This window comes from Kribbella soli, from assembly GCF_004331345.1.
GTDB lineage: Bacteria > Actinomycetota > Actinomycetes > Propionibacteriales > Kribbellaceae > Kribbella > Kribbella soli.
The window spans coordinates 540,356-552,225 of record NZ_SJJZ01000004.1 but is presented as its reverse complement, the minus strand read 5'-3'; the positions used below and the strand labels follow the sequence as shown (position 1 = coordinate 552,225).

The window sequence follows — 11,870 nt, the reverse complement described above, 5'->3', positions numbered from 1 at the left end:
CGAACATAGCGCGACACTGGGCCTATGAAGTCCATCACGATCGGAAAGCCAGACGAGTACCTCCGGCTGACCGCCGTTCGGTGGCCGTCGGACAGAGCCCCGGAGCACTTGCGTCGAGAGAAGCGCCGGTACCTGCAGGCCGAGCTTCGGATCCGGCAACTCACCGCAACCAGCAGGCTCGACCTCCACCAGGACTACGCCGGCTTGGTTGAGTTCTTCGACCAGGCTGTCGCGACCTGGCGTGACTGGAACAACTCCTCCGCAGTCTGGGGGTTGTCCAGCGGGATGCGGCTCGAACTCGTCCGTGGCCCCCGACCGGCGCTGGGCCCGGACCACTTCGTCCTCTGGATCAAACTGCAGGACGGTGGTGGTTTCCGGCACCGGCCCTGGACGGTCGAGACGACGTTGGTCCTCTCGCCGGAGGACCTCGACGCCTTCGCTCGGGATCTGCATGCGCTCACCGACTAGGCAGGCACCAGTTGGGACTCGTAGCTGAGGGTTAGGCGGCGATAGGCGGCGCTCAGGAAGGCCAGGAGTACGACGATCAGCATCAGGAGGCTTGCGGCGACGAAGGCGAGGGCGATGCCGCGAGCCTGGCCGTCGCCGAGCAGCCAGCCGAAGGTGGTGCGGCCGGCCGTGGAGTCCATGTAGGGGATGAGCAGGAACTGCGCTGCCGGGCCGATGGCGAAGGCGGCGATCGGTGTGGACGCGGTCTCGATGCTCTGCGCGAACCCGAACACGCGGCCCTGCTTCTCGAACGGGACCATCCGCTGCAGGATCGTCTGCTCGGCCGCCTCGGCGATCGGGATCACCAGCATGAAGCCGAACATGCCCAGTACCAGCAGCGACTGCCACTCGCGCGCCGCCGTACCCAGACCGACCACCGCGATCCCCACGTTCGCCAGCATCAGCAGCCGCAGCGGGGAACGGCCGAGCCCGAAGCGGGCCACGAGCGCACCGCCGGCGATGAATCCGATGCTGGTGATGCCGAGCACAAGGCCCCAGGACTGGACCGAGAACAGGTTCAGGCCGTACGGGTCCATCAGCGCCATGAAGACGCCCATGATCAGGTTGTTGAACGTGCTGAACAGGACCAGCGGAAGCAGTCCGGGTACGGCGCGCATCGTCTGCCACGCGCTCCGGATGTCGATCCGGGTCCGCTCGTGGTGCTCGGGCCGCGGCTCGTCGAGGTGGATCGCGAGCAGCAGGTGGACGAGTACGGCGGCGGTGAACACGACCGCGATCGCGACCGTGCCGCCCATGCCGACGAAACCGACCGACAGGCCGCTGAGGACGCTGGTGATCAGGTGCGCGACGCCGTTGACCGTGCCGACGAGACCGTTCGCCTTGTCGCGGCGGTCGGCCGGGACGAGCAACGTGACGGCGGTCGAGAGCGCGATGCTGCGGAGTTGGCCGGCCGTGCTGCCGATCAGGACCAGCAGCGTGAACGCCCAGAACCACGGCCCGTGCCAGTTGGTGAGCTGCCGGCCGACGGCGACGTACAGGATGCCGGCGAGTGCGAAGGCGACGCCGGTGATCGAGGTGGACAGCGCCATCGCGGTCTTCTTGCGGTGCGAGTCGACGACCGCGCCGAAGATGGTGCCGGAGGCGGCGCCGATCAGCATCGAGACGCCGGAGACGAGCGACGCGGCGAGTACCGAATGCGTCACCAGGTAGACCCAGAAGGCGAAGCCGAAGCTCAGGAACGTGGTCGTCACGTTCGCCACCAACGTGTTGATCAGCAACCGCCTGAATGTCGTCGTCATACCCCTACGTCGGACGCGACCTCACGAAATTGACATGACCTCCCGAAGCGCCTCGAAATCGTCCGGTTCGAGCGGGACCAGGCCGCGGCGGAGCTGGTAGCCCCAGTTCGGCGCCCGGGTCAGCTTCAGATCGACCTCGCGGAGCGCCGCGCGGTGGACGGGCAGGAACTCGATCCGCCGCCGCCACGGCTGGATCGTGCCGCGTTCACCCATCGACATCGGCTCGGCCTGGTACGGCGCGTCGTCGGCGACTACTCCGAGTGCTGTGAACGCCCGGAGCGGTGTCTTGTCGCGATACTTCTCGGTCGGCGAGTAGATCGCGAACCCGTCACCCTGGCGCAGCCGCGCGACGCCGTACCGCTTGCCGTGGTTGAGCTGGATGAAACCGCCTTCGACGGCCCGCTGGGTGTGGTCCGCGGAGACCACACCCAGCCAGGCTCTGTGCAGATCGTTCATGGATCTACTGTCAGCCGGTATATACGACATCTTTCGTCATAATTTTCCGGCGGAGTCTGGCGATCAGCGGCCAGGCGATCATCAGCAGGATCACGGCGTAGATCACGTACGCGACCGGACCGCCGATCAGCCCCGAGACGTCGCCGTTGGACAGCTGCAGCGCCATCCGGGCCTGCCGCTCGGCGATCGGTCCGAGGATCACGCCGATGATCAGCGGCAGCACGGGCAGCCCGAAGCGGCGCATCGCGAACCCGAGCAGACCGAGCACCAGGAGCAGCAGTAGGTCGAGCGGCTGCGCGTTCACGGCGTACGCGCCCATCGAGGCGAAGAAGATGATCCCGGCGTACAGGTACGGGCGGGGGATCTGCAGCAGCTTCGCCCAGGCCGGCGCGAGCGGCAGGTTGAGCAGCAGCAGGAACAGGTTGCCGATGAACAGGCTCGCGATCAGCGCCCACACCAGCTTCGGCTCGCGCTGGAACAGCAGCGGTCCGGGCTGGATGCCGTACGACGTGAACGCGGCCAGCATCACCGCTGCGGTCGCATTCGTGGGCAGACCGAGTGCGAGCATCGGGACGAGCGTGCCGGCGGCCGACGCGTTGTTCGCGGCCTCCGGTCCGGCCACGCCCTCGATCGCGCCGTGCCCGAACTCCTCCGGGTGCTTGGACAGCTTCTTCTCGGTCGCGTACGAGAGGAAAGTCGGGATTTCCGCACCACCGGCCGGCAGCGCACCGATCGGGAAGCCGTACGCCGTACCGCGCAGCCACGGCTTCCACGAGCGACGCCAGTCCGATTTGCCCATCCACGGACGCCCGACCGGGATGACCGTGCCCGGGTTCCGCCGCAGATGCGCCGCGACCCAGAGCGCCTCGCCGACCGCAAAGATGCCAACGGCAACCACTACGACATCGATGCCGTCGGCAAGCTGTGGGATCCCGAGCGTCAGCCGCTGCTGGCCGGTGACCTTGTCGATCCCGACCAGCCCGATCACCAGCCCGAGCAGCAGCGCCGCGAACCCGCGGATCCGCGACGACCCGAGCACCGAGGTGGCACCGGCGAACGCGAGCAGCATGATCGCCAGGTAGTCCGGCGCACCCAGACTGATCGCGAACTTCACCACCTGCGGCGCGACCAGCACCAGCAGCAGCGTCCCGATCGTCCCGGCCACGAACGACCCGATCGCGGCCGTCGCCAGCGCCTGCGCAGCCCGTCCGGCTCGTGCCATCTTGTTGCCCTCGATCGCCGTCACCACCGATGACGACTCGCCGGGCGTGTTCAGCAGGATCGAGGTGGTCGAGCCGCCGTACATGCCGCCGTAGAAGATGCCGGCGAACATGATGAACGCCTGCACCGGCTCGAGTCCGTACGTGATCGGCAGCAGCAGCGCCACCGTCATCGCCGGCCCGATCCCGGGCAGTACGCCGACCGCCGTACCGACCGTGACTCCTAGCAGTGCTAGCAACAGGTTGATCGGCGTCAAGACGTCGCCGAACCCGTTCAGCAGGTTCGTCAGGTTGTCCATCAGAGAATCCCTTGCAGTACGCCGGCCGGCAGGTTGACCCCGAGCCCGATCGCGAACGCGTAGAACGTGATCAGCGACAGCGCGACGGCGATGAACACGTTCCGGATGTGGTGCCGGCTGCCGAGCGCGAACGCCGAACCCCAGAACAGCAGGGTCCCGCTGATCACCCAGCCCAGCGGCTCGATCAGCACCAGGTTCACCACGAACGCGGCGATCAGCAGCAGTACGGTGCGCCAGTCGACGGCCGACGTGACGTCGACGTCCTCACCTTCCTCGGCCGCACCGGTGCCCCCGCGGGCGACGTCGACGGCGTACAGCACGGCGACCACGAGCAGCAGTACGCCGAGCACGATCGGGACCGGCTTCGGGCCGATCGGATCGTTGCTGTTGGCAATGTGCTGGATCCGGGCGGCGTCGACGATCACCAGGACGCCGACCACCGCCAGGAACCCGCACACTCCGTACTGCGCTGTGTCCCGCCGAGCCTCTTGGGGAGCCTCGGCGGTACTCATGCCGCCAGACCCAGTTTCGTCAGGATCTCGGCGACGGCCTTGTCCTGTTCGGTGAGGAACGTGCCGAACTCGTCACCGGTCACGAACGCGTCGGTCCAGCCGTGCTTCTGCAGTTCGGCCTTCCACTGCGGCGAGTCGTGCATCTTGGTCAGCGCGTCGATCCAGACCTTCTTGTCCGCGTCGCCGATCTCCGGCGGCGCCACGATGCCGCGCCAGTTGGTGAACACCAGGTCGATCCCGGAACCCTTCAGCGTCGGCACGTCCTTGAGTGCGTCGATCGGCTTCTCGCTGGTCACCGCGAGTACGCGGACCTGACCGCTCTCCACCTGGTCCAGGAACTCGCCGAATCCGCTGGCCCCGAACGCGATCTTGCTCCCGAGCAGCGCGGGCAGGAGCTCGCCGCCACCGTCGTACGAGACGAAGTTGACATCCTTCGGGTTGATGCCCACGGCCTGTGCGAGCTGCATCGGCAGCAGGTGGTCCGGTCCACCCGGCGACGAGCCGCCGCCGACCGCCAGCCCCTTCGGGTTCGCCTTCCAGGCGGTGACGAGGTCCTGGATCGTCTTGTACGGCGAGTTCTTCGGCACCACGATCGCGCCGGCCTCCTCGATCATCTTGGCGATCGGGGTGGTCTGGGTGAGCGTCGCCTTCGACTTCGACGTGTACGTCGCGCCGACCACGCCGAGCCCCATCTGCATGGCGAGCTTGCCGTTGCCCTTCTCGTTCACGATCCGCTGCAGGCCGACCGTGCCGCCGGCGCCGGGCAGGTTGAACACCTGCACACCGGTCGCGATCTTCGCGTCCTCCATCACCTTCGCGGCGGTCCGGGCGGTGGTGTCGTACCCGCCGCCCGCGGTGTTCGGCACCATCAGCCGCAGGCCGGTGGCCGGCTTTCCGCTGTCGGCGTTCGATGTGTCGGATTTTTCCGCGGTCGCACCACAGGCGGTCGCGGTCACCAGCGCCACCAGCGCCGTGGTGACCCAGAGCATCGGCCTAGACCTCATCGGCGGAGTCCTTTCGGGAGTGGTTCACGTGGCAGTGATCGTGGACCTCCGGTGGTGGGGACGTCTGCGTTGTGGCCGCAGCGGTGGTTGAGTTCATTGTGGTCACGGGCGGAACCTGGTTGAAGTGTGGCACTTGGCCGCTGGAGCGGTGATCATGCGGCAGGACGTGCGAGGAGGTGAACATGGCGGTACGACTAGGACGTAGGCCGACGCTGGCCGGCCAGCTGCTGGTGCTGCAGCTGGCGATTGTGGTGATCGTGCTTGTCGCTGTCGCCGCGGTCTCGCTCGCGCAGTCGGCCGCCACGTTCAACCGGGTCGAAGGCCGCCGGGTCACCTTGCTGGCCGAGCAGTTGTCGTCGAGCCCGGCGCTACGGTTCGGGATCCGGAACCCGGCGCCCGCGGAGATGCTGGCGCCCGCGCTGCAGACCAGCCTCGCGCAGTCCGGCGTCACCTCGATCACCGTCGCCAACTCCGAAGGAAAGGTGATCGCGGCAACCAATCCGACCCTGATCGGAAGCGATCTCACCTACGGTGATCAGGCGGGCGACAAGCGTCGCGGCTGGTCCGGTGAGCTGCGCGGCGACGGCGGGACGGAGCTTGTTGCCCAGGTCCCGGTGCTCAGCGAGGGCCGGAACGCGAACGGCACCCCGGACGGGAGCCTCGGCGACCACATCGGGACCGTGATGGTCGGTGAGCGCGCTCCGTCCGTACTGCAGCGGTTGCGCGGCGCGTCGTCGTACCTGGCGATCTATCTCGGAATCGCCTGTGTACTAGGGCTGCTCGGGTCGTGGTTGCTCGCCCGGCGGATCAAACGGCAGACGCTCGGGCTCGAACCGCGGGAGATCGCGGGGCTGGCGGAGCACCGGGAAGCCATGCTGTACGGGCTTGCCGAGGGAGTTGTTGCCTTGGACCCGCATTTGCGCGTGACGCTGGTGAACGACGTCGGCCGGCGACTGCTCGATCTCCCTTCGAACGCGGTGGGGAAGTCCTTGCGGGAGCTGGGCGTCGAAGGACGGCTGCGGGACGTGCTGGCCGGCGAGGACGAGGCGCGCGACGCGGTCGTCGTACGGCGTGGGCGGGTGCTCGTGATGAACCGGATGAGTGTCACCAAGGACGGGCGGTCGCTCGGATCCGTCACCACGCTCCGGGACCGGACCGAGCTGGCGCAGCTGGAGCGTGAACTCGGATCGTTCCGTTCGTCCGCCGAGCTGCTGCGAGCGCAGACGCACGAGTTCGCGAACCAGCTGCACACGATCTCGGGGCTCATCCAGATTGGTGAGTACGACGAAGTGGTTACCTACGTCGGCGCGCTCAACCGCTATCGTGAATCGCTCGACCTGACCGTGACCCGTCGGGTCCACGACACCACGGTCGCCGCCCTGTTGATGGCGAAGTCCTCGCTCGCGGCCGAACGCCGCGTCGAGCTCCGGGTGTCCGAGCGGACCACGTTGCTGCGCCTCGATCCGGCGCTGTCCGCCGACATCGCGACCGTCCTCGGCAACCTGGTCGACAACGCCGTCGACGCGGCGGCGCAGTCCGGTACGCCGCTGTCGCCCGCGTGGGTCGAGGTCGAGCTCCGGCAGGACGCGACGAGCGTGGAGATCGTGGTCCGTGACTCCGGACCGGGCGTCGCACCCGAGTTGGCGCAGGAGGTGTTCGCGCACGGCTTCACCACCAAGGCCGCGGCCGAGGGGGAGCGCGGCATCGGCCTCGCGATGACCCGCCTGATCTGCCGGCGCCGCGGCGGCGAGGTGGCGGTCACCAACCTGACCGAGGGCGGGGCCGCGTTCGTCGCCCGGATGTCCACCCAACGCACGCCGGAAGGAGCCCGATGATCACGGTCCTGGTCGTCGACGACGACTTCATGGTCGCCCGCATCCACCGCGGGTTCGTCGACCGCGTGGACGGCTTCGAGGTCGTCGGTACGGCGAACTCCGGCGACCAGGCCGTGGCGGCGCTCGGTGACCTTTCTCCTGACCTGGTTCTGCTGGACCTCTACCTCCCCGACGTCTTCGGCCTCGACCTCATCGCCCGCCTGCGCGCCGTCCAGCCCGACGTCGACATCCTCGTCATCACGGCTGCCCGCGAGGCCGACGCGGTCCGCGGCGCCGTCCGGCAGGGCGTCGTGAACTACCTGCTGAAACCCTTCGGTTTTGAGGACCTCCGGGCGCGGCTCCGCGAGTACGCCCGCCGCCGCGCCAGCGTGCCCGACCAGGTCACCTCGCAAGCCGACGTCGACCGGGTCCTGGCCCCTGCGCGGCAGTTGGTCAACCGGCTCCCCAAAGGCCTCAGCCAGGAAACCGCCGACCTCGTCACTGCCGCCCTCCGTGCCACCCCGGACAACCTCTCCGCCGCCGAGTGCGCCGAGAAAGTCGGCATCTCCCGCGTCAGCGCCCGCCGCTACCTCGAGTTCTTGGCCGCCCAAGGCCAAGCCGAAGTAACCCTCCGCTACGGCACCACCGGCCGCCCCGAACGCCGCTACACCTGGCGAAGCTGAGCCCCCACCCCCACCTCAAGCCTCACCCCACCCGCCCTCGGCCACCCCACTCGCCAGCCCAACCCACCCGGCCAACCCACCCGCCCTCGGCCGATCCGAATTTGCTGGGTGGGCCAGTCAAATGCCGGGTTCCACACCCTGAACCAGGGTGTGGAACCCCGCACTTGACTGGCTGACCCAGCAAATTCGGTGGCCTACCCAGCAAATGCGGGGAGCGGCCGTCGGGTTGGTGGGTTCGGGCGGGCCGGGTGGGATCAGCGGGGGCGGGATCAGCGGGATCAGTGGGGGTCGGCGGCTCGGGCGGCGCGTTCTATTCGCGCGCGGTGGGTGGTCCAGTCGGTGTCTGGATCGTTGTTGGTGGTGTTGTCCAGTTGTTCGCGGAGGATGTCGGCGTGGCCTGCGTGGCGGTTGGATTCGGTGAGGACGTGGACCATGACGTTGAACAGCATCACGTCGGGTCGTGGCCACCACGGGACGGTGGCGCGGGCGTCGATCGGGAGTGCGTCGATGGTGGCGTCGGCGTGTTCGCAGGCGCGGCGGTAGCTGGTGAGGATCTGCGCGCGTGATTCGTGTTCGGTGACCCACAGGTGGTCGCGGTTCGCGTAGCCGGGGTCGGTGAAGCTCGGGAGCGGGTCGGCGTACGGGCGGTCGAAGATCTCTCCGAGGTAGCGGGCCTCGGTGATGGTGAGGTGCTTGATCAGGCCGAGGAGGTTGGTTCCGGTATGGGTGAGAGGGCGGCGTACGTCGTACTCGGACAGGCCATCGACCTTCGTCAGGAGCGATTCGCGCACCCACCGCAGGCTGTCGTGCAGGTAACCCTTGGCGAACTCGTCGATCATGAACGTCAGTCCTCGATGAGTTCGACGGTTGCGGCGTGGCGTTCGGCCAGGGCGTGGTAGACGGCGGCGTTGTGGTCGACGAAGAGTTTTGCGGTGCCGTCCAGCGGGATGATCTTCTTCGCAGGACTGCCCATCGCGACCGACTCCGGCGGGATGACCGCGCCCGGCGTGACCGTGGAGCCGGCGGCGACCAACGAGCGTTTGCCGACGACGGCGCCGTCCAGCACGATCGCGCCGTTTCCGACCAGCGCCTGCTCGCCGATCGTGCAGTCGTGGACCAGGCACTGGTGGCCGATCGTCGCGTTCGGGCCGATCTCGCAGCCGTTGTGGCCGACGTGGATGACCGTGTTGTCCTGGATGTTCGCCCCGGCGCGGATCGTGATCGTGCCCAGGTCGGCCCGGATCACCGCGCCGTACCAGATCGACACCCCGGCCTCGACGACCACGTCGCCGACCAGCGTGGCGGTCGGCGCGATCCACGCGTCGGGGTGGACGGTCGGACGCTTACCTTCGAACGAGTACAGCGGCATGCGCCACACCCTAATGCTCAGCTGATCGTGATCCCCGAGATCGGCGTACCGGGCGGCAGGTCGCGGATCTGGCTGTGGATCTGCCCGAGGATGTTGAGCGACACCACGAAGTCCAGGACCTCGACGTTGTCGAGCGTGAGCTCGCCGCCGAGCTGCGGCGGATGGGTGAACGAGTAGACCTGATCAGGACCCGGTACGACGCCCTGGTTCGCGGCGCCGAATACCAGGCCGGCCAGCAGGTACTGATCCTGGCCGTCCTCCGTGTTCAGCTCTTCACGCAACTCGTCGGCGCTCGCCCAGGTGAGCTCCAGCGTCCCCTCGAGCGTGTCCAGCCACCAGAACCCGTCCGCCGCCTGGAAGAACACGTCCCCGAACGGCGACGTGAAGATCGGCACCAACCCGTCGAGTTCGAGGAAGGTCCAGGACTCGAGCGCACGCGCGTACTGCTCGTCCGAGAACGACCGGGTCAGCTCCATGTCATGAGCCTAGGCGCGAACGAGGGCCACCCACGGATCCAACTAGGGTGAGCGGATGCTCAAACCAGTCGCCGGGTTCGCAGCGTTCGGTCTGTTCTGGGGCGCGTGGGGAGCGATCCTGCCCGCGATCCGGGCCGGTGCCGGTGTGAACGACGGTGAGCTCGGTGTGGCGTTGCTGATGATCGGGCTCGGAGCGCTGGTGTCGATGCGGTTCACCGGTTACCTGATCGACCGGTACGGCGGCGTCGTACTTCCCGTGGTGACGGTGCTCTTCGCGCTCTGCGGCGTACTGCCTGCCCTGGCCGGTTCGGTCGGCACGCTGAGTGCGGCGCTGTTGTTGCTCGGAGCAACTTCTGGCGCGACGGACGTGGCGATCAACGCGACCGGATCCCAGGCCGAACATGACACCGGACGGCCGGTGATGAACCTTGCGCACGGCATGTTCTCGGTCGCGGTCGTGGTGGCGAGCCTCGGTACGGCGGGGCTCCGGGCGGCCGGTGTGGGAGCACTGCCGGTGCTGGCCGGCGTGGCGGCGCTGATCGTGATCACGGCGGCTGCCGCCCTCGCGCCGGGAGCAACCAAGGTCACCGGGACCCCCAGGACGCCCACCGGAAAGCCGAGAACCAGGCTCGAACCGGTGCTCCTCGTGTTCGGCGTGCTGTGTGCGCTGGCCTACCTGGTCGAGAATGCGTGGCAGAGCTGGAGCGCAGTACATCTCGACACCTCGCTGAACGCCGCGGCCGGCCTCGCGTCCAGTGCTCCCGCAGTCTTCGCCGCAGCGGCCGCGACCGGCCGCTTCGCGGGCAACGCTCTGCTGGCGCGGGTCCGCCCGGTGCAGCTCCTGGTCGTCGGCGGCGCCGTCGCCGCTGTCGGCTCGCTCGTCGCGGCCACCGCGAACAATCCCTGGACGGCACTGATCGGGATCGGTGTCGCCGGCCTCGGTACGTCGGTCTGCGCGCCGACCATCATCGGGATGGCGGGCGCCTGGGCAGGTCCCGAGCGGCGCGCGGGCGCGATCTCCACGGTGACCACGATCGCGTACGTCGGTTTCCTGATCGGCCCGGCAGCGGTCGGCGCGGTCTCGTCCGCCTGGTCGCTGCCGGTCGCCCTGGGCGCTGTCGCCGTCATCGCGGTCGTCGTCGCCGGCCTCGCACCGGTCGCCGGCCGTGTCGCCAGGCCCCGAGTCAGCCGCCAACTGGGCTGAGTGCGGCCCGTCGACGTACGTCGAAAGGGATGTGAAAGGCCCTGGTGCAACCGTTACGGTGTCAAGGTCGATCGAGGAGGGTGGCATGGCGGAGATCGCGAAATCTGGGGCTGCGGTGATCAACCGGGCCGATGGGCGGGACGACGGCGAGGAGTGGACCGAGAACTACACCGAGCTGCCGGGTGGCGCCGGTGTCTCGTTGATTCTCGAGTCGACCACGCAGGAAGGCGTCGGGCCGCGGCTGCACCTGCATCCGTACGCCGAGACGTTCATCATCCGGCGTGGTTCGGCGACGTTCACCGTGGACACCGAGGAGATCGTCGGCAAGGCCGGCCAGATCCTGGTCGTCCCGGCCGAGACCCCGCACAAGTTCCGCACCGGCCCGGGTGGCTACGAGGCAGTGCACATCCACGCCAACGCGACCTTCGAAACCACCTGGCTGGAGTAACTACTCAGGCTTCGGGGGAGTGAACGCGGCCAGCAGGGTCGCGGTGATGTACGGCGCTGCTTGCTCGGACGTGATGCGGCCGGCCTGGATTTCGCTCGCGGCACCGTGCATCACGTTGTGCATGACGCTGACCAGCCATGACGTCGGCAGGTCGGTACGGAAAACGTTTTCGGTACGGCCGCGTTCGAGAAGGCGCTCCACGCGCGCCATCGGATCGGCGTGCAGCTCGCGCACCCGTCCGGGTGGCAGCGCGTCCTGAGCCGCGAGCAGCAGCGCCCGATACTGGTCGACCAGGTGCCAGCTCGACTCGATCAACCGGGTCAGCGCGTCGCGCGGATCACCGGTCAGATCGACCTGTCCCAGCGTCTCCTCACCGGTCGCGATCGCCTGGACGAAGACAGCGTCGACCAGCTCGGCCCGGGACGGGAAATGGCCGTACAGGGTGACTCGCCCGACCCCGGCCGCCTTCGCGATCTCCGACGTACTCACCGCCGGATCACGGCCCAGGCACTCGGCCGCGGCGGTCAGGATCGCCGCGATGTTCCGTTGCGCGTCCGCGCGCCGGGTGGTGACAGCCATCGGCCCTCCATGATCTCGAACACCACTGTACGAATTCCTC

General features: G+C 68.2%; 14 protein-coding genes. 5 read left to right on the top strand and 9 right to left on the bottom strand.

Going from position 1 to position 11,870, the window contains the following annotated elements; all coding sequences use genetic code 11:
- The first annotated feature begins 24 nt into the window (after positions 1 to 24).
- Positions 25 to 468, top strand: a complete 444-nt coding sequence (locus tag E0H45_RS33470) for a hypothetical protein (RefSeq protein WP_131344885.1) — start codon at positions 25 to 27, stop codon at positions 466 to 468.
- On the opposite strand, the gene E0H45_RS33465 is transcribed toward E0H45_RS33470, so the two are convergent.
- Genes E0H45_RS33465 through E0H45_RS33445 form a run of 5 tightly spaced genes read right to left on the bottom strand, consistent with a single transcriptional unit; the run spans position 465 to position 5,257 of the window.
- Entirely contained in the window at positions 465 to 1,766 is a 1,302-nt protein-coding gene (locus E0H45_RS33465; RefSeq protein ID WP_131344883.1) for an MFS transporter, read from the bottom strand. The two genes, E0H45_RS33470 and E0H45_RS33465, sit on opposite strands and share 4 nt — an antisense overlap.
- Positions 1,767 to 1,787: 21 nt before the next feature.
- Positions 1,788 to 2,222: an EVE domain-containing protein gene (locus E0H45_RS33460; protein WP_131344881.1), complete on the bottom strand. Its 435-nt coding sequence runs from the start codon at positions 2,220 to 2,222 to the stop codon at positions 1,788 to 1,790.
- Between the two features lie 10 nt (positions 2,223 to 2,232).
- A complete protein-coding gene (locus E0H45_RS33455) occupies positions 2,233 to 3,741 on the bottom strand; it encodes a tripartite tricarboxylate transporter permease (RefSeq protein WP_131344879.1) in 1,509 nt (502 codons plus the stop codon).
- Entirely contained in the window at positions 3,741 to 4,253 is a 513-nt protein-coding gene (locus E0H45_RS33450) for a tripartite tricarboxylate transporter TctB family protein (RefSeq protein ID WP_131344877.1), read from the bottom strand. The genes E0H45_RS33455 and E0H45_RS33450 overlap by 1 nt, the downstream gene beginning before the upstream one ends.
- On the bottom strand, positions 4,250 to 5,257 hold the full coding sequence (locus E0H45_RS33445; RefSeq protein ID WP_131344875.1) for a Bug family tripartite tricarboxylate transporter substrate binding protein: 1,008 nt from the start codon (positions 5,255 to 5,257) through the stop codon (positions 4,250 to 4,252). Before E0H45_RS33445 ends, E0H45_RS33450 begins: the two co-directional genes overlap by 4 nt.
- Positions 5,258 to 5,439: 182 nt before the next feature.
- On the opposite strand from E0H45_RS33445, the gene E0H45_RS33440 reads away from it, so the two are divergent.
- Both E0H45_RS33440 and E0H45_RS33435 read left to right on the top strand, forming a co-directional pair.
- Complete coding sequence (locus tag E0H45_RS33440; RefSeq protein ID WP_131344873.1) at positions 5,440 to 7,092, top strand: sensor histidine kinase; 1,653 nt, start codon at positions 5,440 to 5,442, stop codon at positions 7,090 to 7,092.
- Entirely contained in the window at positions 7,089 to 7,754 is a 666-nt protein-coding gene (locus E0H45_RS33435) for a response regulator (protein WP_131344872.1), read from the top strand. Before E0H45_RS33440 ends, E0H45_RS33435 begins: the two co-directional genes overlap by 4 nt.
- A 278-nt stretch (positions 7,755 to 8,032) precedes the next feature.
- On the opposite strand, the gene E0H45_RS33430 is transcribed toward E0H45_RS33435, so the two are convergent.
- Genes E0H45_RS33430 through E0H45_RS33420 form a run of 3 tightly spaced genes read right to left on the bottom strand, consistent with a single transcriptional unit; the run spans position 8,033 to position 9,599 of the window.
- The gene (locus tag E0H45_RS33430; protein WP_131344870.1) at positions 8,033 to 8,593 is read right to left on the bottom strand and encodes a DinB family protein; all 561 of its coding nucleotides are present in this window, start codon (positions 8,591 to 8,593) and stop codon (positions 8,033 to 8,035) included.
- A 5-nt stretch (positions 8,594 to 8,598) separates the two neighbouring features.
- Complete coding sequence (locus E0H45_RS33425) at positions 8,599 to 9,123, bottom strand: gamma carbonic anhydrase family protein (RefSeq protein WP_131344868.1); 525 nt, start codon at positions 9,121 to 9,123, stop codon at positions 8,599 to 8,601.
- Between the two features lie 17 nt (positions 9,124 to 9,140).
- Entirely contained in the window at positions 9,141 to 9,599 is a 459-nt protein-coding gene (locus E0H45_RS33420; protein WP_131344866.1) for a T6SS immunity protein Tdi1 domain-containing protein, read from the bottom strand.
- Positions 9,600 to 9,654: 55 nt separating this feature from the next.
- Here E0H45_RS33420 and E0H45_RS33415 point away from each other — a divergent pair, with 55 nt between their 5' ends.
- Both E0H45_RS33415 and E0H45_RS33410 read left to right on the top strand, forming a co-directional pair.
- A complete protein-coding gene (locus tag E0H45_RS33415) occupies positions 9,655 to 10,803 on the top strand; it encodes an MFS transporter (protein WP_131344864.1) in 1,149 nt (382 codons plus the stop codon).
- Positions 10,804 to 10,888: 85 nt separating this feature from the next.
- A complete protein-coding gene (locus E0H45_RS33410) occupies positions 10,889 to 11,251 on the top strand; it encodes a cupin domain-containing protein (protein WP_131344862.1) in 363 nt (120 codons plus the stop codon).
- Here E0H45_RS33410 and E0H45_RS33405 read toward each other — a convergent pair whose 3' ends face one another.
- Positions 11,252 to 11,830 (bottom strand): TetR/AcrR family transcriptional regulator, encoded by a 579-nt coding sequence (locus E0H45_RS33405; RefSeq protein WP_131344860.1) that lies wholly within the window; start codon positions 11,828 to 11,830, stop codon positions 11,252 to 11,254.
- Between the last annotated feature and the right edge of the window lie 40 nt (positions 11,831 to 11,870).